Origin of the sequence: Lacrimispora sphenoides (assembly GCF_900105215.1) — a bacterium.
GTDB classification, from domain to species: Bacteria; Bacillota; Clostridia; order Lachnospirales; family Lachnospiraceae; genus Lacrimispora; species Lacrimispora sphenoides_A.
Genome location: NZ_FOIP01000002.1, coordinates 701,070 through 727,766, shown reverse-complemented (window position 1 = coordinate 727,766; position 26,697 = coordinate 701,070). Strand labels below are relative to the sequence as shown.

General features: G+C 42.6%; 24 protein-coding genes and 1 riboswitch. Of the genes, 5 read left to right on the top strand and 19 right to left on the bottom strand.

Going from position 1 to position 26,697, the window contains the following annotated elements:
- Positions 1-37: 37 nt before the first annotated feature.
- From BMW45_RS20145 to BMW45_RS20115, 7 genes are all read right to left on the bottom strand, one after another.
- Positions 38-1,123, bottom strand: a complete 1,086-nt coding sequence (locus BMW45_RS20145; RefSeq protein WP_207649117.1) for a sodium ion-translocating decarboxylase subunit beta — start codon at positions 1,121-1,123, stop codon at positions 38-40.
- Between the two features lie 409 nt (positions 1,124-1,532).
- Complete coding sequence (locus BMW45_RS20140; protein WP_092248179.1) at positions 1,533-2,063, bottom strand: nitroreductase family protein; 531 nt, start codon at positions 2,061-2,063, stop codon at positions 1,533-1,535.
- A 49-nt stretch (positions 2,064-2,112) separates the two neighbouring features.
- Positions 2,113-3,162, bottom strand: coding sequence for a glycoside hydrolase family protein (locus BMW45_RS20135; RefSeq protein ID WP_242883178.1), 1,050 nt, complete (start codon positions 3,160-3,162; stop codon positions 2,113-2,115).
- Between the two features lie 129 nt (positions 3,163-3,291).
- The gene (locus BMW45_RS20130; protein ID WP_025232377.1) at positions 3,292-3,729 is read right to left on the bottom strand and encodes an RbsD/FucU family protein; all 438 of its coding nucleotides are present in this window, start codon (positions 3,727-3,729) and stop codon (positions 3,292-3,294) included.
- Positions 3,730-3,743: 14 nt separating this feature from the next.
- A complete protein-coding gene (locus BMW45_RS20125; RefSeq protein ID WP_092248176.1) occupies positions 3,744-4,433 on the bottom strand; it encodes a class II aldolase/adducin family protein in 690 nt (229 codons plus the stop codon).
- A gap of 13 nt (positions 4,434-4,446) precedes the next feature.
- Positions 4,447-5,913: a rhamnulokinase gene (locus tag BMW45_RS20120; RefSeq protein WP_092248173.1), complete on the bottom strand. Its 1,467-nt coding sequence runs from the start codon at positions 5,911-5,913 to the stop codon at positions 4,447-4,449.
- Between the two features lie 13 nt (positions 5,914-5,926).
- The gene (locus BMW45_RS20115; RefSeq protein ID WP_092248170.1) at positions 5,927-7,720 is read right to left on the bottom strand and encodes an L-fucose isomerase; all 1,794 of its coding nucleotides are present in this window, start codon (positions 7,718-7,720) and stop codon (positions 5,927-5,929) included.
- Between the two features lie 245 nt (positions 7,721-7,965).
- On the opposite strand from BMW45_RS20115, the gene BMW45_RS20110 reads away from it, so the two are divergent.
- Entirely contained in the window at positions 7,966-8,823 is an 858-nt protein-coding gene (locus tag BMW45_RS20110; RefSeq protein ID WP_092248167.1) for an AraC family transcriptional regulator, read from the top strand.
- 125 nt (positions 8,824-8,948) lie between these two features.
- On the opposite strand, the gene BMW45_RS20105 is transcribed toward BMW45_RS20110, so the two are convergent.
- The 8 genes from BMW45_RS20105 to gcvT form a co-directional block, all read right to left on the bottom strand.
- On the bottom strand, positions 8,949-9,824 hold the full coding sequence (locus BMW45_RS20105; protein ID WP_092248164.1) for an AraC family transcriptional regulator: 876 nt from the start codon (positions 9,822-9,824) through the stop codon (positions 8,949-8,951).
- A 19-nt stretch (positions 9,825-9,843) separates the two neighbouring features.
- Positions 9,844-10,962, bottom strand: a complete 1,119-nt coding sequence (locus BMW45_RS20100; RefSeq protein ID WP_092248161.1) for a C45 family autoproteolytic acyltransferase/hydolase — start codon at positions 10,960-10,962, stop codon at positions 9,844-9,846.
- Between the two features lie 257 nt (positions 10,963-11,219).
- Entirely contained in the window at positions 11,220-12,632 is a 1,413-nt protein-coding gene (gene lpdA / locus BMW45_RS20095; protein WP_092248158.1) for a dihydrolipoyl dehydrogenase, read from the bottom strand.
- A gap of 18 nt (positions 12,633-12,650) precedes the next feature.
- Positions 12,651-13,649 (bottom strand): lipoate--protein ligase, encoded by a 999-nt coding sequence (locus BMW45_RS20090; protein WP_092248155.1) that lies wholly within the window; start codon positions 13,647-13,649, stop codon positions 12,651-12,653.
- Positions 13,633-15,093: an aminomethyl-transferring glycine dehydrogenase subunit GcvPB gene (gcvPB, locus tag BMW45_RS20085; protein ID WP_092248152.1), complete on the bottom strand. Its 1,461-nt coding sequence runs from the start codon at positions 15,091-15,093 to the stop codon at positions 13,633-13,635. The genes BMW45_RS20090 and gcvPB overlap by 17 nt, the downstream gene beginning before the upstream one ends.
- Before the next feature lie 4 nt (positions 15,094-15,097).
- Complete coding sequence (gene gcvPA / locus BMW45_RS20080; protein ID WP_025232367.1) at positions 15,098-16,417, bottom strand: aminomethyl-transferring glycine dehydrogenase subunit GcvPA; 1,320 nt, start codon at positions 16,415-16,417, stop codon at positions 15,098-15,100.
- A gap of 13 nt (positions 16,418-16,430) precedes the next feature.
- Positions 16,431-16,814, bottom strand: coding sequence for a glycine cleavage system protein GcvH (gcvH, locus tag BMW45_RS20075; RefSeq protein ID WP_025232366.1), 384 nt, complete (start codon positions 16,812-16,814; stop codon positions 16,431-16,433).
- Positions 16,815-16,839: 25 nt separating this feature from the next.
- The gene (gcvT, locus tag BMW45_RS20070; RefSeq protein ID WP_092248149.1) at positions 16,840-17,922 is read right to left on the bottom strand and encodes a glycine cleavage system aminomethyltransferase GcvT; all 1,083 of its coding nucleotides are present in this window, start codon (positions 17,920-17,922) and stop codon (positions 16,840-16,842) included.
- A gap of 164 nt (positions 17,923-18,086) precedes the next feature.
- A riboswitch (glycine riboswitch) is annotated at positions 18,087-18,169 on the bottom strand.
- 275 nt (positions 18,170-18,444) lie between these two features.
- Between gcvT and BMW45_RS20065 the strand changes: the two genes are divergently transcribed.
- On the top strand, positions 18,445-19,773 hold the full coding sequence (locus tag BMW45_RS20065; protein WP_092248147.1) for a sensor histidine kinase: 1,329 nt from the start codon (positions 18,445-18,447) through the stop codon (positions 19,771-19,773).
- Here BMW45_RS20065 and BMW45_RS20060 read toward each other — a convergent pair.
- Positions 19,765-20,127 carry a GGDEF domain-containing protein gene (locus BMW45_RS20060; RefSeq protein ID WP_278320820.1) on the bottom strand — a complete coding sequence of 121 codons (363 nt, stop codon included), beginning with the start codon at positions 20,125-20,127 and terminating at the stop codon, positions 19,765-19,767. The two genes, BMW45_RS20065 and BMW45_RS20060, sit on opposite strands and share 9 nt — an antisense overlap.
- A gap of 214 nt (positions 20,128-20,341) precedes the next feature.
- A complete protein-coding gene (locus BMW45_RS20055; protein WP_092248141.1) occupies positions 20,342-20,833 on the bottom strand; it encodes a Csac_0668 family 2Fe-2S cluster-binding (seleno)protein in 492 nt (163 codons plus the stop codon).
- A gap of 457 nt (positions 20,834-21,290) precedes the next feature.
- Between BMW45_RS20055 and BMW45_RS28005 the strand changes: the two genes are divergently transcribed.
- The 3 genes from BMW45_RS28005 (at position 21,291) to BMW45_RS20045 (ending at position 22,780) form a co-directional block, all read left to right on the top strand.
- The gene (locus tag BMW45_RS28005; protein WP_166433431.1) at positions 21,291-21,443 is read left to right on the top strand and encodes a CPC_1213 family protein; all 153 of its coding nucleotides are present in this window, start codon (positions 21,291-21,293) and stop codon (positions 21,441-21,443) included.
- Positions 21,444-21,498: 55 nt separating this feature from the next.
- Positions 21,499-21,720 carry a heavy metal transporter gene (locus BMW45_RS20050; RefSeq protein WP_092248138.1) on the top strand — a complete coding sequence of 74 codons (222 nt, stop codon included), beginning with the start codon at positions 21,499-21,501 and terminating at the stop codon, positions 21,718-21,720.
- Positions 21,721-21,889: 169 nt separating this feature from the next.
- The gene (locus tag BMW45_RS20045; RefSeq protein WP_092248135.1) at positions 21,890-22,780 is read left to right on the top strand and encodes a helix-turn-helix transcriptional regulator; all 891 of its coding nucleotides are present in this window, start codon (positions 21,890-21,892) and stop codon (positions 22,778-22,780) included.
- A gap of 41 nt (positions 22,781-22,821) precedes the next feature.
- Here the strand turns inward: BMW45_RS20045 and BMW45_RS20040 are convergent, their stop codons facing one another.
- Both BMW45_RS20040 and BMW45_RS20035 read right to left on the bottom strand, forming a co-directional pair.
- Positions 22,822-24,669: an ABC transporter ATP-binding protein gene (locus BMW45_RS20040; RefSeq protein WP_092248132.1), complete on the bottom strand. Its 1,848-nt coding sequence runs from the start codon at positions 24,667-24,669 to the stop codon at positions 22,822-22,824.
- 3 nt (positions 24,670-24,672) lie between these two features.
- Positions 24,673-26,394, bottom strand: a complete 1,722-nt coding sequence (locus BMW45_RS20035; RefSeq protein WP_330390832.1) for an ABC transporter ATP-binding protein — start codon at positions 26,392-26,394, stop codon at positions 24,673-24,675.
- Positions 26,395-26,697 lie beyond the last annotated feature (303 nt).

Sequence of the window (26,697 nt, the reverse complement as noted above, 5' to 3'; positions counted from 1 at the left end):
TACCATTGTTTTAGCTATTTTAGCTATCATTAATTTATTATCCGAACATGGAAATAAAAATTCCTGCTATAATTGCTGAACCTATGGTACTTGCAACAATAGGTCCCATTGCATGCATTAAAAGATGGTTTGTCGGATCGTATTCGTGACCTAATCTTTGTGATATTCTGGCAGCCATTGGCATCGCAGATACTCCTGCATTTCCAATGAGGGGATTTACTTTTCCTCCTGTCAATTTGCATAAAATTTTAGCTACCAGTACTCCTCCTGCGGTCCCCATGATAAATGCAAAAAGACCTAAGATAATAATAAAAACTGTTTTAATATTTAATACCCTCCCAGCGGTTGCACTTCCTCCAATGGATAAACCAATTAATAAGGTAAGAAGATTCAGTAAATCGCCCTCAAGCATTCTGACTAACCTTTCTGCCACACCGCTCTCTCTGATAAGATTGCCAAGCATCAGCATTGATATTAATGTAGCAGCGGAGGGTACAAAGATTAGAACTAACAAAGTAGTTGCAATAGGAAAAAGAATTCTCTTTTTCCTGGACACCTCTTTCGGAATAGGCATAATTACCATTCTTTCTTTTTGAGTGGTGAGTGCTCTCATGATCGGCGGCTGAATAAGAGGAACTAAAGCCATATAGGAATACGCTGCGATCGTGATTGTGGGAAGCAGATGACTTGCCAGCTGCTTTGTGATATAAATAGAAGTCGGACCGTCTGAACTTCCTATTACTCCGATGGCTGCCGCTTCCTGCATGGTGAAGTTCACAAAACCGGGAACAAAATAAGAAATTATATGTCCTAAACCTAAAGCTCCAAACATCGCCGCAAAAATACCAACCTGACCTCCAAGACCAATTAATGCTGTCTTAGGTGATGATATTAAAGGACTGAAATCTGTCATTGCACCAATGCAGATAAAAATCATGGGAGGATAAATACCAAGCTCAATGCCCTTATATAAATAATAAATCAGTCCTCCTTCATCATAAGAGGACAGACCCGCATTCGGTATATTGGCAATGAGCATTCCAAATGCCAATGGAAGAAGAAGCAGGGGCTCATATCTTTTTTCAACCGCCATATATGCAAGGGCAAGCGCCAAAATTATCATTATTATTTCCGATATAGTTAAATTGCTTATTATGTAAGTAATATAATTAATAACGATCATCTCCTAATTGTTTGTATTATTACACGATTGTGCGCCTATTAAAGTTAATAATTATATCTATAATTGGGTTTTCTTTAAATATTTTATATTAAATGGTTTTGGTAGATAAGAAATAATCATCTTTCTCGGGGAATTGATTGCAAAACTACAATTTTCTAACATAGTTTTCTCCTTTTTTATCATTATTTTATTTATTTGTATTAATTATAAAAGAAATATGTATAAAGAAGATGTTAAGAAAATCTGAGATACCTAATAATCCCCCTGTCTCCTACATCACCTTCGTGTTGGCAAAAGAAAAAGTCAGTACAATGCCATAGGCAATATACTGACTTTTAGAATTAGATGTTTAAACAAACCTGACAATTTCATCAAGTGACTTGCGGGTTTTCTTCCGTACCGACTGATCAACAGGATATCCAGCTGCAATTAACCCGCAGATATGCTTTTCCAACGGAATATCCAGCAGCTTAGCAACTTTTTCTCTATCAAACATTCCCAATATACAAGTACCGATTCCCTGTGATTCGGCTTCTAGGCAAAGATAAGCCATTGCTGCTCCAATATCCCCGGGAGCAAAATACTGGCTGTCCACAAGGCTTTTTACATGAGGCATTAAATTTGCGTGTTCTTCAACCACAACAAAGAACGCCCGTGCTTTAGAAGCAAATCCATTCCCCAACTGCTGTGCAGTTTCCGCTATCTTTTCCATAAGTTCCGGATTTTCGACTACCACAAAGCTCCAGGGCTGACCATTACAGCCGGAAGGTGCCAGGTGGGCCGCCTCAACACATTTAACCAGCTTTTCATGTTCTATTGACTGATCTTTAAAATTTCTGCAGCTTTGCCTGCGAAGGCATAAATCCATAAAATCTTCCATTCTAATTGCTCCTTTCTAAGAAAGCCTTCTATAAGGCAGAATAAATATTTTAATCTTGTTTTAAAGGGATCACCATATTCCAGGTGTTTTCCGCATCAAAAAAGCTTTCTGTCCCGTCGCTCGTTGCAAAGAACATATGGGTTGCCGTACCGTTTTCAAATAAGATAAAGGGACGATCTAAATTACCCATCTGGCGAACTTTTCCATCATCCCATAACACCTGGCGGGAATAGATCCGTTCTCCCATGTTAAGAGTCCAATCAAGTCCGTTCTTGGAATAGCCATGGACCCCTCCATATTTTTCACCGCATATGTTTCCATGCATGTCTTTTGCAATCATCTGATAGTAAGGACCTTCCTTCCAGATAAACGGGTCCTCAATCTCTATGGATTCATCTACAAATAATGGTCTTTCCTGCATCACTTGATATGGTCCGGAAACTTCCTTTGCCATTGCCACTCCGATAGTCATCTGTCCATACGTATCTCCTGTATATGGCATCGGTTTATATGACCTCGCTTTGAAAAGCAGAACGACCGAACCATCTTCTTCTATGCATGGTGCCGGATTCGATGTCAGGAAATTGTCAAAATGTCCTGGCCTGGTTGGAAGTATCGGGCTATCATAACGTGTCCATGGTCCAAAGATGTTTTTTGCAGTTGCAATTCCAACTCTTTTATTCGCACGGGCTACAATCGAACGATAGTCGTTGTGGACCAACCGCTCTCCCTCTTTTAAATCCGGAAATGGATGGGTGGAACCTGTATAATACAATACGTATGTATCTCCACATTTTATAATTTGAGGATTATGTGTCATCCTCCCATCCCAATACTCGGCTCCTCTGGCCGGGAGTATTACCTCTTCAAACTGATATGGTCCCTCCGGCGTATCGGAACTGGCACGTACAATTTCCGACAGGGAAAGCCAGCCCGGATGCATCGGCTGTGATTTTGGCCAGCGCGATGCAAACATATGATACCGGTTATCTTCCCCTTTGATCACAGATCCACACCATACCCAGTATCCTTCCATCCGAAAGCCTCCGCCAACTGGAGCCGGAAGCATTCTTTTTGTTAAATCACTTGGATTTCCCATCAACATTTTCCTCTACTAAATAATCAACGTCAGACAAAAACTGTACTATAAGACAATCAGTACAGTTTTTACCAGTTGCTTCTATTTTATTATATCATCCCATACTGCATTTATTAAGTAAAATTTCTATTATTTTACAACTCCTTTTTGCAGCATGATATTGGCATACAAGGCCTGTTCCCCTGTTGCGATTACAGCATAGGCTTTCTTCGCCTCCCGATAAAAATCAAAACGCTCCAGATACCCTGTTGCTTCCTCACCAAGTCCCTCTTTTTGCTTCATTATCCGTTTATAATCTTCCCAGATCGGAACTTCCGTCTGATCGCCTTCCACCACTTTCATTAAGTGTACCGGTTGTTCTACATAGCGGTCAAGAGGAAATACTGACAGCACGGCTTCCAGAATATCCGGGACGGAATGCCCATCCATACGAATCACATTCCCGTCTTTTCCAACTGATTCAGCGGGAAAATTACCGTCAGCAATCACAAGCACGTCTCCATGCCCCATCTCACACAATACCTTCAGAAGTTCCGGCGACAAAACCGGAGGAATTCCTTTCAGCATACCTGCCTCCCCATTTATTTATTATATTTTTTGTAACCAGGATGTCTTCCTGTTACTCCGTAGCCTTCTCTCATGGAAATCAGCCGGTCGATATTCTCCTCGGAAATTTCCTTTGCTCCGCCTAACAAATGGGCATTCAGGCTGATTTTTGCAAACAGTTCCAGGGTTTCCATCCGGTAATAAGCAGTGAGCAAGTCAGCTCCTACCACCAGAGCACCGTGATTTTGCAGCAATACGGCATCATGATTTTCCAGATACGGTGCAATCGCATCCGGCACTTCATATGTGGATGGAGTTCCATAAGGGGTGACCGGTACGGAGCCTAATGCAATTATGGTCTCAATCATGGAGTATTCGTCCAGGGATTTGCCGGCCACTGCATATCCTGTTGCTACCGGTGGATGGGCATGTAAAACGGCCCCTACATCCTCTCTCTCTTTATAACAGCGCAGATGCATTTTTATCTCAGAAGACGGGCGAAATCCATCAATTCCTTCTAAAACATTTCCATTCTCATCAATGCGAAGCAGCCTTTCCGGCGTAATGAAGCTTTTGCTGATGCCGGTAGGCGTCACTAGGAAGCTCTCATCATCCAGTTTAACTGAAACATTTCCATCATTGGCTGCCACCCAGCCTAACTGCCACATCTTGTGGCAGATATCACAAATTTGCTCTTTTAATTCTTTATATTGGCTATCTATCATCGTTCTTCCTTTCTTAGAGATTCCCGCGGTACCACTGATACGCCTCTTCCCACCGTTCTGTATGCTTTGGTTCATATAGGATCGGCTCCACAGATTCCGCCAGTACCTTTCTTGCTTGCTGCAAATCCGCAAACTCATGATCCGCTATATACTGGACCATCACATTACCAAATGCAGTTGCTTCTATTGGGCCGGCAACCACCGTGCAGTTACAGGCGTCAGCAGTCATCTGGCAAAGCAGCCTGCTCTGAGCGCCTCCTCCCACAAGATAAATCATGGAATATGTTTTTCCCGTACACTCTTCAATTTCATCCAGAGCTTTCCTATAGGCCATAGCCAGACTTTGGTTTATGCAGCAAATGATTTCCCCTTCTGTCTCCGGTACCGGCTGACCGGTCTTTCTGCAAAAACTGCGAATCCGTTCTGGTACATCACCCGGCGGTAGAAACTCCGGAGCCTCCGGCGTAATAAAACTTTTTAATATCTCAGCCTTAGAAGCCATCTCCTCCAACCCGGCAAAATCGTAGTTCTTTCCTTCCCGGAGCCACTGTCTCTGGCTTTCCTGTACCAGCCAAAGTCCAATGATATTTTTAAGGAACGAATACTTTCCCTCCACCCCAAGCTCATTTGTTATGTTATATTTCAGCGACTTTTCGCTGATTACTGGTGAATCAAGTTCTGTTCCCAGAATGGACCAGGTCCCGCAGCTTAGAAAGATATAATCTTTCTCCTGTGTCGGAATTGCTGCCATAGCGCTCTGTGTATCATGGCCGGCGACTGCAATGACATTCGCCGGCAGTATTCCAAGCTCTTCGCAGATCGAGCTGCTTACTTTTCCGCTTACGGATCCCCAAGGCACCAGGGGTGTGAACAATCTTTCCGGCAGATTAAGCCGCTTTATCACTTCCCATGACCATTGTTTTTCCCTCATATCAAAAAGCTGGGTTGTTGATGCGATGGAGCATTCACTATTTTTCTCCCCTGAAAGAAAATAGCGGAATAAATCCGGCATAAGTAAAAGGGTGTCTGCTTGCTTAAGGAGTTCGGGCGAATCCGCATTATAAGCCAGGAGCTGAAACGCCGTGTTGATTTCCATGAACTGATTACCCGTAATCTCATAAAATCTTTTTTTATCGATCATCTGCTCACTTTTTTTAAGATAACCTTCCGTACGGTTATCCCGGTAATGGACCGGATTGCCCAAGAGCCTTCCCTTAGAATCAAGAAGGCCATAATCCACACCCCATGTATCAATTCCGATACTGCCAAATCCGCCATAGCTTTTGGCCTTTAAAAGTCCATGTTTTATCTCATAAAACAATCGGGGAAAATCCCAGTACATCGTATCCCCCATAGTAACCGGATCATTTGAAAAACGATGGATCGTTTCTAATGTGATTCGTTTGCCATCATATCTCCCTGCCATGACCCGCCCGCTGGACGCTCCAAGATCCGCTGCCAATACTTGTTTTTGAGTCATAATTTCCCCCATCTTATTTATAAAGAGGACCGTATGTCTGGCATGCCCGGTAATCCTGCCCCTCTTTATCCATACCAAAAGCATTCCATGCGGCCGGTCGAAAGATCTTTTCTTCCGGAACATTATGCAAGCTGACAGGAATTCTTAATATGGAACACAAGGTGATCAGGTCAGCTCCCACATGTCCATAACTGATTGCCCCATGATTTGCGCCCCAGTTATTCATCAGGTCATAAGCACTTGCAAATGCACCCTGGCCTGTGATAATCGGAGTAAACCAGGTACAAGGCCATGTATAATCGGTTCTCTTCCAAAGAACATCCGACACTTCCTCCGGCAGATGAACCGTATACCCCTCTGCAATCTGCAGAGATGGCCCAAGGCCTTTGACCAGGTTTAAACGGATCATGGTCACTGGCATCTCACAGTCAGTAAGAAAACGGGAAGAAAATCCGCCGCCTCTAAAATATCCGAAATCAGCCTGATTCCATGTGGTCGCTTCCAATATCTGTTTTTGGTCTTCTTCCGTCACCTCAAACCAAGGCTTTATCATGCGGTTTCCGCTTTTATCCACAGCCTTTCCACTGGCATCCAGACAAGCGGCCCCGGAATTTATTAAGTGCAGGAACCCACCGGCTTCTTTTGAACGTCCCTCCAGGTTATAATCTGTGACACGTTTTATGGCTGCTTCACTCCAGTAGGTACGAACATCTGCAAAAATCTGTGCCCGATTGGTAAGAAGTTTTAAGAATAGCATACCGATCCCATTTAAAACATCATTTTCTGTAGCCAATATGTATGGTTCCCTGGCGCCATTCCAATCAAAGGAACTATTAAGCATGGCCTCGGCAAAGTCGCCATTGGGATAGAAATCCGTCCACTGGCGCTGTCCCTGAAATCCTGCAGCAATTGCATTGTGGCCTAAGGATTCTTCTTCGAAGCCTTTTTCCAGATTCGGATTGCCATTCATCAGATCCTTGATAATGCACATCATCTTTACTACAAATTCCCAGTCTTTCTCTGTTTCTTCCTGACTCTTTTGTACCGCTTCCGGGTTTTTGTCAAAGCCTATCACACAATTTTTCTTTGTCCATGCCATCGCCCTGTCAAATTCTTCTTTATCATAAATGCCTTCTGTCATCCTCCGGATGATTTCCACTTCATCCACAGATTCAACTCTCATGCCTAAGTATTCTTCTATGAAAGATGGATCAATGATGGATCCGCCGATTCCCATACAGATAGAACCAATCTGGAGATAGGATTTTCCTCTCATGGTAGCCACTGCCACGGCTGCACGGCCGAAACGGAGCAGCTTTTCTTTCACATCCTCAGGTATCCCTGTTTCATCGGCGTCCTGCACATCATGTCCATAAATCCCAAAAGCAGGAAGGCCTTTCTGAGCATGAGTCGCCAGCACCGAAGCCAAATATACAGCACCCGGACGCTCTGTTCCATTAAGTCCCCATACCCCTTTGATGGTTTTCGTGTCCATATCCATTGTCTCTGCCCCATAACACCAGCATGGGGTCACCGTCAGGGTAATATCCACACCTGCCCTGCGGAATTTATCCGCGCAAGCGGCTGCTTCGCCCACACCACCAATGGTGGTATCTGCAATCACTACGTTTACAGGATCCCCGTTGGAATAACAAATGTTACTTTGGAACAACTCTGCCGCTGCCTTAGCCATATTCATGGTCTGGTCTTCCAGCGATTCCCTTACTTTCAAGTATCCTCTTCTTCCATCAATCACAGGCCGAATACCTATCACCGGGTAGCCTCCAATTAATCTGCTCACTGCCATATTCCTTCCTCCTTCTATTTGCGTTAGAAAACGATTATTTCTAACTGTAGTGTATCATATTGGGCCCGATGATTCTTGGCTGATATTTGCAAAAAGTATGATAATATTCATATGTTTATCTAAAATATCATTGATTTTTTAATTCTGTTGGTATTATAATATCAAAAGATATTACTGTTTGCTTACTGCATACCAATTATAACTATTGACCTTCACTCAACTCCAGATCGAAAGAGGTGAAAGCCATGCAATATATTAAATATAAAGAAAACAAAAGTCACGGTACATCTGAATTTCCTGTTGGCTATTACTATGTGAATCATCTGCATCCGCAATATACAATGCCCTATCACTGGCATGAAGAGCTGGAACTTATTCATATTATAGAAGGGGAGTTCGAGGTGACGATTGATGAGAATAGCCGGCTCGCCCTGCCTGGAGATATCCTCATCGTCAACAGCGGCTGTCTGCACGGAGGCATACCTCATGACTGTACTTATGAGTGCATTGTTTTCCCCTGCAGCCTCCTGTTGGGGAAATCCTTTGCTTCTCCCTTTTTGGACAAATTAAATAGATTTGAACTGAGATTAGATGAGTACTATCCATATGATCCAAAGAATAAAATCTATTCCCTCATGGAAGATTCCTTTCAGATTATGGGGTGTATAACGGCCAGACAAGAGTTAATTGCCGTTGGGTTATTAAATCAGATCATAGGGTTTATCTATTCTGAAAACCGCTATGTCATCCCTGACCAGGCGGAACGTTCCAAGCACAAGAACATTTACCTTTTAAAAAATGTATTGGATTATATTGATCATAATTACTCCTATAAAATAGAACTGAATGATTTAGCAAAAATTGCCGGAATGTCTCCTAAATATTTCTGCCGTTTCTTCTTCGAAATGACTTCCCGGACACCTATCGATTATGTAAATTATTATCGCATTGAACGGGCCTGCTATCAGCTGATAACCACCAATGACTCCATAACAGAAATCTCCCTTTCCTGCGGATTTAACGATATCAGTTATTTCATTAAGACTTTCAAGAAATACAAAGGGAAATCACCCAGACAGTATTTTAAGGAACTTATGCCATAACTACAAAACCTGCGGACCGAATCTAAAAACGGTCATTATACACTGGATTCATACCATGCATAATGACCGTTAAACTAAGAAATTAACTCGCAAGAGCGTTCGGAATAGCCACTGTTCGTAGCTGTCTATCTTACTGGAATATACAAATCCACTTCAGAGTCCGGATGATCATATCCTAGGAAGCGATCATCATAAAGCTCGAAGTCCTCCCGCCAGTCTAATTCTTCTTTTGTGGTGAGAAACCATGTGCTCCAGATGTAGTCAAAGGTCTGAGGCAGCATCCGCAGAGTACCTCGGTGTGTAAAAACCGCATAGCGTCCCCCAGGGATTACCTTCTGTACAAAGGGTTCGGTTAGTCCCTCAAAAGACGATACTTCCGTTCCCGCTACTTCGGTGAAAAGGATATCGTCATTCATGGTGTACAGCGTATTTTCTGCACATGCCTCGCAGATACCGAAGGATCTCCCGCCTGGGATTCGGTTGGGAATTTGTCGATATAGAGAATTAGCCCTATCCCATAGTTCTCGCAGACGGTTGTCTCGCAAGGTGGTTTTTCCCCGAATCCCCGCGACCTTGATCTCCAACAGTTCAACGATCCGCGGATGGACAGTCACATTACGGGCCAGATGATCCAACAATCCTGTATCCAAACGTTCCTTACCGCCGATGAAGATGTCCAGACGGTTTTGACGATAGCTCTGAGGACTGACCTTATAGATTGCTTTAAATGCACGGCTAAAAGCTTCCGGAGAATCAAAACCGTATTCAATCGCAATATCTATAATTTTAAGATCGGTATAGAGAAGCTTCTTTGATGCGTCAGCCAAACGGCGCTTCTTGATGTAGCTGCCTATACTTTCACCCAGGATCGCTGTGAATTGTCGATTTAGATGATAATAAGAATATCCGGCAGCCTTTGCCACCTCCTCGACCATGATATTGTATCCCAGATGGTTTTCAATGTATATAACCGCCTGCTCCAATGATTTTCGATAATTCACAGCAATCCTCCTTCCGATTTTAAGTCAGCGGCTGCCAATCGTAAGTGCCTGGTGTCGCTTTCTCCAAATTGATCTCCACAGCTTGCATACCATCTTCTAATGGTTTGTTAATATCATAGGTATGCCAGCCATTTTCGGATCGGCCACCCCAGCAAAGGTTAATGATACCATCTGATGGCGAAATCACCATGCTCTTAGTGGTTCCGAAATACTCTTCAAAGTAATGACAGCATAGGCCTTCCGGATACTTAGCCAACAGCATTTCCTTGAGCTGTGCTTGCGTTATTTCGCTTTTATGTGCAATCTTTTTTTCGATATATTCGTATCGTCTTGCTGAATGCGCCATCACCTGTGGTTCCATCGACTGAAGATCTGGAAAAAGTGCATGGTTTGTAGCATACAGCATCTGCTCTTGGGAATCTGGATTAATCTGCTTGACAGCAGTGCGGCCATCCATCGTTTCTACCAGAGCGGCATTGCCTGCCTTATCTAGTAGAAGCATGTTGAGGTTGTAGGCGATGGGCATCCCTTCCAGATATTCGAGTGATTCCATTACGTCCTTACAATTTTCCAGCAGAGCGCGGGTAACCGCCCAAAACTGGAGACCTTTAAACTTCGGTGATCGCATATATGGAAGAGCCCCTACCGGAAAGCCACAGGAACTCATCGTGACGGCGAGGCCGTGTTCGTTAAAGCCATCATCCCGTCCGAAGTGGAGTACGCTGGTACCCATATGCGAGTATTTTCCTGTCACGCTGGTTTTAATCAGACAGAAATCCTCAGCTTCGTGACTGAACTCATAGTTGCGGGCGAGCAGGGGTTTCCTCTCGGCAGTACGGCTTGGCAGCAGTGCAATATGACTGCACCGGGGTAGCAGAAAGGTCATTCCGTAAAAAAACACCTGCTCAGGTTTTACCTTCAGCGCATCAGCAAAACCGCAAAGCTCTTCTGTGAGACCGGGACACCAGCGGTCAAAAAGTTTTGCCGCCTCCTCAGCCTGCTTTAGTCCAAAGTCCTCCATTCCGGCAGTATGTGTTGCTTGCAGCTGCGGAATTGCAGCGGTCAATTTTCCAAACTGATATCCAATTTCATAGCTTGTACCGACAAGTTCTGCGGTATAGGTTTGTATTTTTAGCATAGTATTGATTCCTCCTTGTATTCGTTTTCTTTAGTTTACCGAAACAATGGAGGGGCTGCATGATATTTTCTGCTGTTTTGCAATGTGTTTTCTGATAAACCATTATACCATAGTGGAGTTTGAAAACAAAGCAATACACTTACAGCATTAATAAAAGGTACATCTTCTTAACAGAAAATGTACCTTCATTATTGATCCTAAATTTTTACCAGGTGACCTTCCTATTTAATAAATATAGCTAAAATTCCTGAAACGAATCACCTGCGAGGCAGCGCATGAATCGCTCCGCCAATACAATCCTCAAGCGCTTCCCCTACGGATTCATTATAGGTAGGATGAGCCCGCATAGCTTTTAAAATCTGCTCTGCAGTAAGTTTATTGGTTATGGCAGTTCCCATCTCTCCAATCATATCCGTAGCCCTGGCGCACATCATCTGTGCTCCCAGCAATGCGCCCGTTTCCTTATCTGTTACAACTTTAACAAAGCCTCTCTCTTCCTTTGTTATAAAGGATTTACAGTTGGCATGGGTTAAGGTTTTCCCGGTAACGGTCTCAATTCCTTTCCCTTTTGCTTCCTCTTCTGTTATACCGACGCATGCAATTTCAGGATCCGTATAAACACATGACGGGATAACCGACAGATCGATGGACGGCTCTCTCCCGTTCATAAGTTCCACAGCACAGATGCCCTGGGAGCTTGCAGCGTGGGCCAGCTGGATGCCTCCGATCACGTCTCCGATCGCAAACACACCCGGCATACTTGTTTCAAAGTTTTCCTTTACCACAATCCTGCCCCGGTTCATTTCCAGCAGGGCCTCTTCCTCCAGCAGTCCGTCCGTATTGGGAATGCGTCCGGTGGCAGAAAGCAGGTATGGCGTCTTTATGACCTCAATCTTTTCTTTGTCTTTTGCCATCTCCCCATAGGTGCAGATAAAATCCCTGCCCTCTTTTTCAATTTTCCGGACAAATGCTCTGGTATGAATGTCAACGCCTCTCTTTTTCAAAATCAGCTTTAAATTCTGTGAGATTTCTTTATCCAGACCGGGCAGAAGTCTATCTTCCGCCTCCAGCAAGGTGACCTTGGAGCCAAAGGAAGCGAATACAGTGGCAAACTCCACCCCAATGACTCCTCCGCCTATAATAATCAGGTTTTCCGGTACATGATCAAGCTGAAACAACTCATCGCTGGTCATGACACCGGGAAGACGGATTCCTTCTATAGGCAAAATGGCTGGTTTCGATCCTGTTGCCAGCAGGATATGTTTTGCCTGAAGGAGTTCTTCCCCTTCCTCTGTCTTGACCCTGACCTTTCCATCCTTGGTCAGTGTTCCTGTCCCGTGTATCCGATCAATTTTATTTCCCTTAAGAAGCTGTTCCACACCAAGTCTGAGACTTTCGGAAGTTTCATTTTTATAGGACATCACTTTTCCATAATCACAACTCACCTCTTTTGAGATGATTCCGAATCTCTCTCCTGTCAGGACCTCCTGATATAATTTAGCAGCATGCAGCATGGCCTTTGCAGGAACGCAGCCGCGGTTTAAGCAGGTACCGCCCACTTCCCGGTTTTCGATCACAGCCGTCTTCATTCCAAGCTTTGCAGCCTTAATCGCTGCTACATATCCTCCGGGGCCTGCACCAATAACTAGCAGATCATATCGTTCTTCCATCCTATCCCTCCCTGGTCTCTATAATTCTGCAGCAGCAAAAAACTCTTTTAAGTCTATTATCATGGCCGACTGGGCCTGGGTTTCTGCGGGCACCTGATCCAGCTTATTGCAGATATCTTCATTCTCATATCTGCTTCCCTTTATATACCCGGGGATCCGGTCCATAAGATCCGGTTCCATGGAATCGGAAAACAACTGCAGATCCTGTATGATCCCGCTGTTCACCTGAATCTGCCAGATTACATTTCCCCAGACAAAACGCTTGGACAGTTCGTACTGAAAATCCATGTTGCGCCCGTACAGCCAATCCCAGGAAGAAAATTTCTTTCTTCCCTCAGACAATGCTTCCTGGTCTAAATCCTCCTGCCTGCAGAATACCGCCTTACGTCCATAAGTTTCCTCAAATGCTTCCAGAAGCTTTTCCTTTAGCATATCAATGGTTAAATCAGCCCGGTATTCCGAAAGATTGGTTACTCTGGATCTGACGGAATCCACTCCTTTTAATGCCAGCTTATCCTTTGAAACCTGCAGGTATTTAGAAAGCTTCTCCATATCTGCATGAACCAGCAGGGTCCCATGATGATAGCATTTCTCCCCTCTGGTATAAAAGGCATTGCCGGAAAACTTCCTGTCTGATACGGTGATATCATTTCGTCCGGACTTTTCTGCATGTATTCCCAGTTTCTTGACCCCATTCAAAATGACCTCAAGCTGTTTATCCAGATCATAATGTTTCTTATTAACAAGAAACGTAAAATTTAAATTGCCAAGGTCATGGAATACGGCGCCGCCTCCTGAAAGCCTTCTCACCAAGTGACCGCCATCCTGCTCCAGTTCCCGGATCCTGCATTCCTTCCATGGATTCTGGTTTTTACCGATTACAACGGTATTTTCATTCTGCCAAAGATATAGGATACAGGTGTCCCGCCCTGCTGTTTCTAATAAATACTCCTCAATTGCAAGATTCAGATACGGGTCATGGCTGCTTCCGTCTATATATTTAATTTCCTGTATCATCTTTATCCGTTTCCTTATCTGAGAAGTCGTACTTTAACTTTGGATTTCTGGCTGCTCTTACTTCATCAAGTCTGGTGACCGGTGTATGGATGGGTGCCTGATGTAGAGTTTCCGGATGAGTCATTGCAGTTTCATGGAGGCTGCGCAATACAGATATCACTTCATCCAAGGTTTCTTTTGACTCTGTTTCCGTAGGTTCTGCCATTAAAGCTTCTGGTACGATCAGTGGGAAATACATGGTCGGTGGATGGATCCCATGGTCCAAAAGTCCTTTTGCTATGTCCATGGCTGATACACCGGTTTCTTTTTTAAGCCTTGCCAGGCTCATGACAAATTCGTGCATACAGGGTCCCTGGTATGCCATATCATAAACATCCTTTAATTGCGCCATCATATAATTGGCGTTTAATACGGCATGCTTTGAGGCTTCCGGAACGCCTTCCTTTCCAAGCATAAATAAATATGTCATGGCTCTGACCACAATTAAAAAATTACCATAAAAGCTTTTCACCTGTCCGATGGTACTTGCAGGATGATGAAACGTATATCCCTTATCTTCCTCCACCATACTGCCCGGTAAAAATTCAGCCAGAAGATCCTTGCAGCCAACTGGTCCGCTGCCCGGGCCTCCGCCTCCGTGAGGAGTAGAGAATGTCTTGTGGAGATTTAAATGGACCACATCAAATCCCATGTCACCTGGTCTAATCATACCCATAACGGCGTTTAAGTTAGCTCCGTCATAGTAGTTAAGTCCTCCGGCTTCATGAACGATTTTTGTAATCTCCAGTATGTTTTTATCAAAAAGTCCTAATGTATTGGGATTGGTTAACATCAGTCCGGCCGTATCTTCCCCGACCGCTTTTTTTAATTCCTCCAAATCCACTCCGCCGTCTTCTGCAGACGGGATACTAATTACGGAATAGCCCACCATTGTCGCACTGGCAGGATTGGTTCCATGAGCGGAATCCGGTACTATGATCTTTGTTCTTTTATTGTCGCCGCGGCTTTCGTGATATGCTTTTATCAGCAAAAGTCCGGTAAATTCCCCGTGAGCTCCTGCTGCCGGCTGAAAGGTCATACGGTTCATTCCAGTAATCTCACATAAGTACTTCTCTGCTGTCTTTAATACTTCCATGCAGCCCTGCACCGTATGCTCCGGCTGCAACGGATGAATCTGCTTAAAGCCAGGAAGACCCGCTATGTCTTCATTGATCTTGGGATTATATTTCATGGTGCAGGAACCCAAAGGATAAAAGCCGTCATTGACACCATATGCCTTTTTTGCTGTTTCTGTATAATGCCTGCTTATATCATTTTCAGACACTTGGGGAAGATTCAGGCTCTTTTTTCTAAGGCTGCCTTCTTCCGGCAGGCTCACCGGCACATCACATTCCGGCAGAATGCTCATCTTTCTTCCTTCCTGTCCTTTTTCAAATATCAGCATAACCTTACACCTCCTTCAGAATGCCAATGACACGGTCAATGTCATCCTTTGCATTCATTTCCGTGCAGCACCATAAGATCTGTCCGGCTCTTTCACCGGTTAAGGGATAGCCCCCAAGAATTCCATGTTCTTCCAGTATCCCCAGCACCTGTTCCGCCGGGATTTTTGAAGTGGTCACAAATTCATGGAAGAATTCTCCGCAGTTTACAACCGGATATCCGATTGCTTCCAATTGCTTAGCCATATAATGGGCTTTTGACATACACTGTATGGCAGTCTGTTTCAGTCCTTCTGCTCCCATAGCAGATAAATAGACTGTCACTGCCAATGCGCAAAGTGCCTGGTTTGAGCAGATGTTGCTTAATGCTTTTTCTCTCCGGATATGCTGTTCCCTTGCCTGAAGGGTCAGGACATATCCTGTTTTTCCATTGGAATCAACAGTTTCCCCGACGATCCTTCCCGGAAGCTTTCTGATCAGTTCTTTCGTACATGACATGAAACCGATATACGGTCCGCCGAATGCCAACGGCAGTCCAAGGGGCTGCCCCTCTCCCACTGCAATATCAGCACCGTATTCTGCCGGTGTCTTAATGATTCCCAGGGAAATAGGATTCACGCCCATAATATAGCGTGCATTGGCTTCCCTGGTTATGTTGCCGATCTCTTCTGCCGGTTCCAGACTTCCGTAATAATTTGGATGCTGAATGTAGACACACGCGGCCTGGCTATCCAGATGTTCTTTCAGAAAATCCAGATCTGTTATGCCGTCTTTCTCGGGAATAACCGTCAGTTCCATCCCATTTCCAAAACAATAGGTCTTTATGGTTTCCATCACCTGAGGATGAACCGCTGCAGAAACAAAGGCCCTGTTTTTCTTTCTGTCTCTGCACATTGCTACCGCTTCTGCCGCCGCTGACGCACCGTCATACACGGAGGCATTGGCAGTGTCCATTCCGGTGAGCTCACAGATCATCGTCTGGTATTCAAATATGGATTGTAAAATACCCTGGCTGATTTCCGCCTGATATGGGGTATAAGCCGTGTACAGGGTTTCCTTGGATAAAACGCTTTTCACAATGGAGGGAATATAGTGTCTATAAGCACCTGCCCCCCGGAACATGACAGGAAATACCGTATTCTTTGCTGCGATGTCTTCCATCTTCTTACATACTTCCATTTCAGACATTCCACCGGGAAGATTCAATCCTTCCTTTAAAATAACTTCCTGGGGAAGCTGCCCAAAAAGGTCTTCTACGCTATTAATACCGATCGCTGACAGCATTTCTTTTCTGTCTTGATCAGTTACCGGTACAAATGAACCCATATGCAGATCTCCTTTATTCGATTTCATTTTTTACAAATTCTTCGTACTCTCCAGGACTTAAGAATTCTTCTTTATCCGTGATATCGGTTATCCTTGCAAACCAGGCTTCATAAGGAGCTTCGTTGATCTTTTCCGGTGCATCAAGAAGTTCTTCATTGATTTCCGATACAACTCCGGTTACCGGGCAATATACATCTGAAACAGCTTTTACTGATTCCACATCGGCAAATACTTCACCGGCTGTCGTCTCGTCGTCTTCTTCCGGAAGATTGACGAAAACAAGTTCTCCCAATGACTGCTGGGCATGATCCGTAAGCCCGACCAAAGCTGTTGTTTCATCTTCAAACTTCACCCATTCATGTGTTTTAGTGTAAACCAGATCCCCTAATACTTTCATAATTAATTCTCCTTTTCCTTGTGGATTATTTTGATTTTTTATAAAATGGAAGGGTAACCACTTCCGCTTCTACTTCTCTTCCCCGGACGATTACCGTTACCTTCGTACCTGCTTTTGTATATTCTTTATCCAGGATAGCCATGGCTGCCGGATAGCCCAGATATGGGCAATGGGTTCCCGATGTTGTAAAACCTGCCTTCTTCCCGTCTGCAAGAACCTCTTCCTGTTCCCGGATGATTCCCCGTCCGGTTACCCTTAGGCCTACTCGTTTTCTTGTGAGAGAATCTTTATTCGGCAAATGGCTTTTTCCGATAAAGTCTTCCTTCTGCATCTTCACTGCAAACCCAAGACCGATTTCCACCGGATTTATATCATCGTTCATTTCATGTCCGTATAACGGCATGCCGGCCTCCAGCCTCAGAGTGTCTCTGGCCCCCAGCCCGCAGGGGATCAGTTCATATTCCCTGCCAGCTTCCATGAGCGTTTCCCACATTGTCTCAGCATATGCATTGTCTAAATATAGCTCAAAACCATCCTCCCCTGTATAACCGGTTCTGGATACCATACATGTAATTCCGGCCACTTTTCCATCAAAAATTGCATGGTAGTATTTTTCAGGAATATCAGTGGTCAGTTTCATAAGTATTTCCTGTGATCTGGGACCCTGCAGAGCGATTTGTGTGATTTTATCAGAAATGTCTTCAAACACCACTTCTCCTAATTTATGTTCCAGCATCCACTGGTAATCCTTTTCTTTATTGGACGCATTAACAACGATAAAATACTCCTCTTCTTTTTTCTTATAAACGATCAGATCGTCCACCGTTCCCCCGTGCTCATTGCACATGGGACTGTATCTTGCCTGTCCGATCTCCATATCGGTAAAATCATTGGTCAGCAGCCGATTAAGATTCATAAGTGCATCTTTCCCCTTACAGATGATCTCCCCCATGTGGGAAACATCAAAAAGCCCTGCCCTTGTTCTTACTGCCATATGCTCCTTTATGATCCCCTCTTCATACTGGATGGGAAGAAGATACCCGGCAAAAGGGACCATCTTGCCGTGATACTTCAGATGCATTTCATAAAGCGGTGTTTTTAGTTCCATGTTTTAATCCTCCTTAAATATTTTATATGATAATATAGGAACATCATCCGTTTATATGCACAAAAAAAGGCAGAAAGAAATATTCCTATAGGATATTCCTGTCTGCCTCTGTCCTTTTACCTGAAAGATTAACTTCGTCGGTACATAAATGTTCTCCAGAGTTACGTCCGAATCCGATCCTTTTGCCTGAGAGTTTCTGCCTTCCCCTTCGGCGGCACAGGTTTGTGCTCTCTCTCTGATTCATCATCCGTTATTTATTATTGATATTATCAGAGTATTTTGGCACTGTCAATCATTTTTTACACAACCTTTTAGAATGTTTCTGACAACTATGATGCTGTCTTTCATATGCCTCCAAACGGCCTCTTAAATCATCTTTTTTTGTTAAAATCATAACAAGGAAAATGGTGTACTCGATGTTATTGTAGCACAGGCAAATGATTATAGACAGAATATAAATTAGAGGTATAATGTGTTATATTAGGATTAAAATGAAAACCCCTTAAAGGAGGAAAAATAAGCATGCAGCTGCTTGAAATTGTTTTAATGCTTATTATTTATGATATCTATTATTTTAGCTATTTCAAACATATGTTTCCGGCAAAAAGAGACCATTTGTTTTTTTATGCGGCCGCAGTTTTCATCAATATCAGCATTACTTTACCGGCCTATCTGTTTCTGGATCATCGGATCGCAGTCTTATTTATAATGGGTTCGATTATGTTAGACTTAATTCTGCTGTTTCGTGTAAACCGGGTACAGATTATTTATGCCGGCAGCGTCTACATGTTTTCTATCTATAGCAGCAGAGGGATTGTCTGTTCGATCTATTCGATGGTTCTGCATACCAGCATCCAGGATGTCCTGCAGAACGATAAATATTATAATGCGGTAACAGCGTTAGCCGTACTACTATCTATACTAAGCATCACGTTTGTCCGAAAGATAATTGTTCCGGATAACAAGGCCAGGTATGCATTTAATAATAATGAGCAGCTTGGTTTTACCGTCGTCTGCCTGATTAGCCAATTGTTTTTTCTTATGTTTATTAACGACGGACGCTATTATAATGAAATCAAATCAACCTGGTATTCTGCTTTATATTTGGGAGCCAGCATTATAAGTAAGCTATGTATGCAATTTGTTTTTCACCATACTGCCAAGGTGGTAGAATTACTTGAATACGAGCTGCATACCCGCAAGCTGCAGGAGCAGCTATCCAGACAAATGCGGCATTATCAGGCGTACCGTAAGTTTACGGAAAGCTACCGCATATTCCGCCATGATTATAAGAACATGATGACTTCCGTTAAAGTCTTAATGAACAACAATGAATATGAGAAAGCGGCACGTATGTTAGATGATATCCAAGATACGATGCAAAGGGAGGTACTTATTCATAAAACTTATTCTGATAATATCCTGCTGGATGCCATCCTGCAGGACGCAGCCAATGCCTGCGGGGAAAAGAGCATCCGTTTTTCAGCACATGCACTTCTTCCTAAAGATGTACGGATGTCAGAGCTGGACATTGTCCGTATTTTTTCAAACTCAATCGATAATGCCATAGAAGCCTGCAGTAAAATATCAGATAAAGAACGCTTTATTGAAATCGCAGGCGCCGGAAGCCGGGAGTGGGCGACAATTGAGATAGCTAATTCTTTTAACGGCAAACTGTCCCTATCAGGAGGAGAACCGGCAACTACAAAGGAAGATAAGGAGATCCATGGATTTGGACTGCGAATTATAAAGGATACGGTTGAAGGCCTTGGAGGTCTGGTAATAACGGATCCGGATCAGGAAAAAAGAATATTTAAAATCAGGATCTGTATTCCCAGAAGCTCATTTTGAGATATGACTTTGTAAATTTAAGCCCACGACAGCTGATGGTTTCCGAGAATATTTGGAATTTTTATTATTGTACATAAAACTGTCAGCAGCGGCGATTGCAGCCTCCACACTATCAAACATGGTAAAATCTACGATTCCATAACTAAAGGATAATGAGTGGCCGGTACCGTTCTTAGCCTTTGCTTTTAAATCTTCCTGTATATTACTAATTACTGCATCAGCGTTCATAACATCGCATGCAAACAGAATAAGAAATTCATCGCCACCCCACCGGCAAACCATATCCTCCTTGCGGATGCGCCTGGAAATGGCGCGGGCAACCGTGTTAATTGCCTCATCGCCTGCAGCATGTATTTGTTTTTTTATGTTCTGAATTTATATTTGCCGCCCTGAAAAGTTTTCGTAATAAAAAGGTGCTCAAACAGAACCAATATCCATTCAAGCACCCCTTATATTTTGTAGAATTGTGTTTTACTTCTTTGCAGCTTTCTTCTATAAGCCGCCGTTACCATATTTGAGTACCTTATTCATAGTTTACCGCACAGACAACTGGTAACATTAATTAAGATTATTTCATGGATAGTGCCTTATCAATTGCGTCTTGAATAATTTGATGACAGCACTTACCCAGTGGATTATTCTTCTGGCACTGTGCAGCGTTCATTGCTCCGGTGAGCTTTAAAACCTCCTCCATACTATCAGCACCATCTGCCAGAACAGCATGTATGACTTGTTCCTCTGTAACTTGACTACAGTAACATGCATATTTAGGATTTGCATCTTTCTTAAACCATATTGGTACTTTTATTTGCTGTTTATTGAATCCAATGTTAGATTCTTTGTTGTAATAAGTAATATCACAGTCCTCATTCAGGCATAAAAAATAATCCTTATCACCGATCAGCCCTGTTAATTCGTCAAGTATCAAATGCTTTACTGTGATGTTTTTAACAAGGGCACCTTCTTTCCCGCATACCGGACACAAATGATTAGTTTCCGTATTACAGGAATTCTTTTCCGAATGACAGCAGCTGCAATTAATTAGAGTTTTCTCTCCCATGATTTATATTTCTCTCCTACATTCATATTCTATTTTATTTTCTTTTCTCCCAACACCGCCGTTATAATAATTCGGAATATTTCCGGCCTTCTAATTTCCATACGCTGCCGCTTTTCCGCTATTTATGTACGGCATTAACTTTTATACCACACATTGTACCATTTATTTTGATAAAAGTGTATTTATTAAATTTTCACAATAATAATCTTATGATATTTCATGTAATTAATATTTGAATATATAAGTTCTTTAATATCAAAAAAATAGCATAATAATTACTTTATTATATAAATAGGTAATATTTAGTCTTTCAGTATATGCTTATATAAAGTCTGGTTTAACACTCTATCGATCATGCACAATACAATTTTCTGGTTGATATGGAAACTAGTTAAAGAATGAGACTTATAGCGGAATGGCATACTAAAAAAAGTAATATACGAAAAGGAGGCAAATCATGAGTAAAGATAATTCAAAAAAAAGTACTAAGAATCATAAAAAGGAAGATGGTACTTTTCATTCAAAACATATTAATCATAATCCACAAGCAGAAAGCGCTCGTGCTGTATTCGGTTTAAAGGCAGATAATTCGAAAGATAAAGAATCTTAGACAATATCATTGAAATATTTCGTAAAGTAAATTTAAACGGTAAAGGAGTTAACTTATGAACAAAATTCATTATGATATATCAGGCATACAGAATTCGGAGATTAAAACACAGCTTAAAAATGCATTAGATAAAGTAGACGGAATTTCTATGGTCAATATTGATGCAGCAAGAGGTTCCATAGAAGTTGGATATAATCAATCAACGGACGAAAATTCTATTAAATCTTGTATTGAAAATGTTGGTTGCACTATAATGAGACAATCTGATGAATTCTAGAAATTGAGTATATGAAATAAGAGTAGGGAGAGAAAAAGTCCCTATTCTTTTTTTGTTACAATGAACCTAAATTCTGAAATAACAAAAAACTATGTATTGTAACTATTGCAATTTTATATTACAATTTAAATAGTACACTGTACAATTTTAAACCCAGGGAGGCATAGCCATGGATTCACCGATCAGCCGGCATGATAAATATATCTATTCAAAAGACCGTATCGTACTGACGCAGCAGGAACTGAACTTGCCGGGTATACGGCTGTTTGCCATGCACAATATCCACAACACGATCTTTCCTCTTATCCCGCATTATCATGAGAATGCGTTTGAATTTACCTTTATATCCAAGGGAAGCTTTTCCTTTCATATGCAGGAGTCTGAATGTGAAGTATCCGGTGGAAATATCTTTATTTCTTTTCCTGGCGAAGTCCACGGCACAAAAGAAATCCCCGTTTCCCTGAATGAGCAGTACCGGCTTCAGGTCGATATCAGCGATCCAAAAAAACTGTTATTTTTAAATGAGGAAACTGCAAAACAATTGATCCAAGATTTAAAAAACATAAAGAGACATATCATATCCACGGATATCAAGGAAACCCGTCCCCTGCTAGATAAAGCCTTTGAGCTGGCCCTGTCCGAAGGAAGCCACCTGCTCATTGCCGGATATCTGATTATCTTCTTCCAGTTAATGATCGCGGCCTCCAAAGAGGACAGATATTATCTGACCCATGATATCGAAGCAGCAGTCCAGTATGTGGAAGATCACGTCACGGAAGAATTATCACTGCATACCCTGGCTGGAATCTGTAATCTGTCCGTCTCACAGTTTAAACAGAAATTCAGGCGGATTGTAGGCATCTCTCCGCGGAATTATATCAATAAGAAAAAAATTAACTTTTCAAAAATGCTGCTTCTCAAGGATATCCCTGTAACAGAGGTGGCCATGCAGTTGAATTTTAATACCAGCAGCTATTTCTCAACTGTTTTTAAAAAATATACAACGATGACTCCCAGCGAATACATTCAAGCAAAACTGCGTAATAAGGAAACTGAATAGTGAATTGGGAAGATACTGCTGCGTGGTCTCGCCTGTAATCACTACATTTGGAGTGACTTCCCCATCTGACTCATAACCATTTCATAATACCGGCCTTTCTCGTTCATCAGACTTTGGTGATTTCCATTTTCCAGGATCTGCCCTTCACCAATTACCATGATGTGGTCCGCATCGCGGATTGTTGAAAGACGATGGGCTATCAAAAAGCTGGTCCGGTTCTGCATGAGTCTGACCAAGGCCTTTTGTATCTCCTTTTCCGTCTTGGTATCAACACTGCTTGTTGCTTCATCAAGGATCAAAATTGGGCTGTCACATAGAACGGCTCTTGCAATGGATATCAGCTGTCTCTGTCCCTGACTTAAATTATCGGTAGCTGCGGAGACATTCGTCTCATAACCTTTCGGAAGTTTATCGATAAAATCGTGGGCATGGGCAATTTTAGCCGCTTGGATCACTTCTTCCTCCGTGGCATCATTCTTAGAGTAACGGATATTGTCCATGATCGTTCCGCTAAAGAGACTGGTATCCTGAAGCACAACGGAGAAGCATCTTCTTAAATTGTCCCGTTTGATATGGGTAATAGGTACCTTATCAATCATGATTTCACCGCCATCCGCATCATAAAACCTTGTTAAAAGATTGACAATTGTTGTTTTACCAGCACCTGTTTCTCCGACTAATGCAATGACCTCTCCTGGATTTACGTGAAAACTTATGTTTTTTAGAATCGGCTTTGTTTTATCATAAGAAAAACACACATTATGAAAGGAAACTTCTCCGACCGGATGTTGGATCTCAACCGCATCCATATGATCTTCAGTTTCTTCCTCATGATCCAATATTTCAAAAACCCGCTCGGCTCCTGCCAGTGCAGATTGTATCGTATTAAACATTCCTGCCACCGAATTAAGCGGTTGTGCAAACTGCTTTGAATAACTTAAAAAGCTCACTACCGTACCTACTTTCAGGCCATAGCTTACCGATAAGATACCACCTAAGATTGCAACAACAGCAAATACAAAATTATTAATGACATTCATTAATGGCATCATATACCCGGACCAAACCTGGGCTTTACTGCTGCTTTCACATAAGCGCTCGTTGATTTCTTTAAACTGCTGAATAATATCCTCTTGTCTATCAAAGGCTTTCACCATTTTTAAACCAAGAATGTTCTCCTCGATGACACCGTTTAGTGCTCCAAGGCTTCTCTGCTGTGCCAAAAAATAAACACGGCTTTTGGTGGCAATTGTTTTTGTCAATAAGGAAACTAACGGCACGCACAGCAGAACCATAAAGGTAAGCGGCAGGTTCAAACGGATCATGACTGCCAGAGAACCCACCAGGGTTAAGATGCTGGAGATCAGTTGTGTTGTTGTCTGCGCAATGGTGGAACTGATATTGTCCACGTCATTTGTAATTCTGCTCATGGTATCCCCATGAGACCGAGTGTCGTAAAATTCAAGGGGAAGCTTCTGCATTTTCTCAAAGAATTCTGTACGAAGCGTAAAAACCAGCTTCTGGGAGATCCGCAGCATCATTACACCATTAATTAAATTAAGCAGCCAGTTGATCAGATAGAAACTTAATATGATGATAAGAAGTGAAACCAGCTTGGCGGAGTCCACACTCCTGTTCGTGATATCAAAGGTATTGAAGGTTTTACCCACATAATATGGAATCGCTACTGATATCAAGGAAGAGAGGATGGTCAGAAGGATTGCCACAAATATGGTCTTCCCCCACCGCATATAGATTTTAACAATCCGAAGCAGCGTTCCTTTTGCATTCTTGGGTTTTGCAGTCGGAGCAAAACGATTCCTTCCGCCTCCCGGACGCTGACTCATCGTCGGTACTTTTGGCTGTTGCTGACTGTATTTTTCTGCCATACGTTATGCCTCCCTACCGCTTTCAATCTGTGTGTGATAGATATCCTGGTAAACTTCACAGGACTCCAGTAATTCTTTATGAGTGCCAAAACCCACCTTCCGGCCATTCTCCATAACCAGAATTTTATCCGCAGACATGGCAGTTCCGCAGCGTTGTGTGATCATAATCACAGTCTGTTTTAATTCTTTATCCTTAAGACCTTCCCGTACCTTTGCCTCGGTAACGGCATCAAGCGCACTGGTCGCGTCATCTAAAATCAGTATAGAAGCATTTTTCAGGATCCCTCTGGCGATGGAAAGACGCTGCTTCTGCCCTCCGGATAAATTAACTCCGCCGCTTCCAAGAATACTATCATAACCATCAGGCATCTGCATGATAAAGTCTGCCTGTGCTTTATCGGCAGCCTGCCGCAGCTCATTAATGGCGGCGTGTTTATCCCCCCATTTAAGATTATCCGCTACTGATCCCGAAAACAGCACCGGTTTCTGCGGAACCACCGCTACATTACTTCGGACTTCATCCGCACCCAGCATTTTAATCTCGTAATCGTCCAGAATTATTTTTCCGCTGTCCACATCATAAAAACGAAGCAGAAGCCAGGTAATCGTTGATTTTCCGCTCCCGGTGGGGCCGATAATCGCAAGGCTTTCCCCGCTGTTTACAGAGAAAGAAAGATCTTTGATTGCCGGAATCCCGCTGCCGTTTGGATAGGCGAAGGTAACATTTTCAAAGGTGATTTTCCCACTCAGTTTTCTATTTTCATAACTTCTTAAACAATCTTCTTCACAGTCAAAAACTTCACCAATCCGGGCCGTAGAAGCTTTGGTACGGACGAACATGGTAAATACATTCGTTATCATAATCAGAGAGGAAAGTATCTGTGCCATATAGATTGTAAACGCCGTAATATCCCCTGTATTCGCAAGGTCCATTGTAAATAGTCTGCTGCCAATATAAATCACAACAGCTGTTCCGATTCCCACAGCCAATGTTAAAAGAGGTGAGATGACTGTAATGACCATTTGGGTGGAGATTCCTTTCTGCATTAAATTCTCGTTGGCCTCTTCAAATTTATCTTTTTCCTTTCCAAAAGTACCAAATGCTTTGACGAGCCGCACACCGATCAAGTATTCCTGTACCTTTGAATTAACCTGATCCATAGCCTTTTGCAGCTGGTAGAATCTTGAATAGCTGATTTTCATGCTAAAATAAATTAATATGGTAACAACAGCTACTACTCCATATATGATGAGACTGAGCCGGATATTGAGCAGGCTTGCCAGTACCATGCTGCCGATACAGACAACAGGAGCCTTAAGGAAAATACGCATCATTCCATTTACAAATTGTATAATTTGAGAGGTATCATTTGTCATCCTGGTTATGAGCGAACCGCTTTCAATCTTATCTGCACTTACTTCCGAAAAAAACATGATTTTCTCAAATAAGTCTGCCCGTAAATCCGCTCCCATTCTTTGAGAAACATGACTTGCCAAAATATTTCGCGCTACAGCAAAGCAAGCGCCTATCAAAGTTACAAGGAGCATCAGCATGCCCCAGTGATAAACCCCTGTCAGAGAGCCTTTTTCAATTCCGCTGTTTACGATATGTGACATCAGCGTCGGTCCAAGCAAATCGCAGACCGCTTCCAGCGTCACGCACAAAACGGCTATGAAAAACGGCTTTTTATATCTTCTGAAATATTTGCTATAAAGTTTCATCATTCTCCTCTGCTTCCAATATAATCTTATTCCTGAAATCATTGCCAAATGTGATAAAATATAGTATATCACGCAAGATGCCGAAAGTTAATAATTTCAGAGTTTTTCTTTTGCAGTCTATTGATTTTTGAAATCCGCTCCGGTATTTGATGAGGTTAAACAAAGTTGACAACTTAATTTGCTGTCTGTCCCTGCATTTTTTTATTTTCTAAATATTTCCATCATATTTTTTTGGATTATGCTCATAATAACATTGTGTTCAAAAACACATCATTATAGACGGAGGTGTCAAGCTATGGATGGCAA

What these genes read in the sequence shown, in the direction of transcription:
- BMW45_RS20115 (WP_092248170.1), bottom strand. Translation starts at nt 7,720, where the DNA reads ATGGCAGTGAGCAGATTAATTGGAGGCTACCCGGTGATAGGTATTCGG.
- BMW45_RS20135 (WP_242883178.1), bottom strand. Translation starts at nt 3,162, where the DNA reads ATGGGAAATCCAAGTGATTTAACAAAAAGAATGCTTCCGGCTCCAGTT.
- BMW45_RS28005 (WP_166433431.1), top strand. Translation starts at nt 21,291, where the DNA reads ATGAGTAAAGATAATTCAAAAAAAAGTACTAAGAATCATAAAAAGGAA.
- BMW45_RS20130 (WP_025232377.1), bottom strand. Translation starts at nt 3,729, where the DNA reads ATGCTGAAAGGAATTCCTCCGGTTTTGTCGCCGGAACTTCTGAAGGTA.
- gcvPB (WP_092248152.1), bottom strand. Translation starts at nt 15,093, where the DNA reads ATGCTGATATTTGAAAAAGGACAGGAAGGAAGAAAGATGAGCATTCTG.
- BMW45_RS20045 (WP_092248135.1), top strand. Translation starts at nt 21,890, where the DNA reads ATGGATTCACCGATCAGCCGGCATGATAAATATATCTATTCAAAAGAC.
- BMW45_RS20140 (WP_092248179.1), bottom strand. Translation starts at nt 2,063, where the DNA reads ATGGAAGATTTTATGGATTTATGCCTTCGCAGGCAAAGCTGCAGAAAT.
- BMW45_RS20035 (WP_330390832.1), bottom strand. Translation starts at nt 26,394, where the DNA reads ATGATGAAACTTTATAGCAAATATTTCAGAAGATATAAAAAGCCGTTT.
- BMW45_RS20125 (WP_092248176.1), bottom strand. Translation starts at nt 4,433, where the DNA reads ATGATAGATAGCCAATATAAAGAATTAAAAGAGCAAATTTGTGATATC.
- gcvPA (WP_025232367.1), bottom strand. Translation starts at nt 16,417, where the DNA reads ATGGGTTCATTTGTACCGGTAACTGATCAAGACAGAAAAGAAATGCTG.
- BMW45_RS20100 (WP_092248161.1), bottom strand. Translation starts at nt 10,962, where the DNA reads ATGCTAAAAATACAAACCTATACCGCAGAACTTGTCGGTACAAGCTAT.
- BMW45_RS20050 (WP_092248138.1), top strand. Translation starts at nt 21,499, where the DNA reads ATGAACAAAATTCATTATGATATATCAGGCATACAGAATTCGGAGATT.
- BMW45_RS20065 (WP_092248147.1), top strand. Translation starts at nt 18,445, where the DNA reads ATGCAGCTGCTTGAAATTGTTTTAATGCTTATTATTTATGATATCTAT.
- BMW45_RS20055 (WP_092248141.1), bottom strand. Translation starts at nt 20,833, where the DNA reads ATGGGAGAGAAAACTCTAATTAATTGCAGCTGCTGTCATTCGGAAAAG.
- lpdA (WP_092248158.1), bottom strand. Translation starts at nt 12,632, where the DNA reads ATGGAAGAACGATATGATCTGCTAGTTATTGGTGCAGGCCCCGGAGGA.
- BMW45_RS20090 (WP_092248155.1), bottom strand. Translation starts at nt 13,649, where the DNA reads ATGATACAGGAAATTAAATATATAGACGGAAGCAGCCATGACCCGTAT.
- BMW45_RS20040 (WP_092248132.1), bottom strand. Translation starts at nt 24,669, where the DNA reads ATGGCAGAAAAATACAGTCAGCAACAGCCAAAAGTACCGACGATGAGT.
- gcvT (WP_092248149.1), bottom strand. Translation starts at nt 17,922, where the DNA reads ATGGAACTAAAAACACCGCTTTATGAAATGCATCTGAAGTATCACGGC.
- BMW45_RS20120 (WP_092248173.1), bottom strand. Translation starts at nt 5,913, where the DNA reads ATGACTCAAAAACAAGTATTGGCAGCGGATCTTGGAGCGTCCAGCGGG.
- BMW45_RS20110 (WP_092248167.1), top strand. Translation starts at nt 7,966, where the DNA reads ATGCAATATATTAAATATAAAGAAAACAAAAGTCACGGTACATCTGAA.
- BMW45_RS20145 (WP_207649117.1), bottom strand. Translation starts at nt 1,123, where the DNA reads ATGATAATTTTGGCGCTTGCCCTTGCATATATGGCGGTTGAAAAAAGA.
- gcvH (WP_025232366.1), bottom strand. Translation starts at nt 16,814, where the DNA reads ATGAAAGTATTAGGGGATCTGGTTTACACTAAAACACATGAATGGGTG.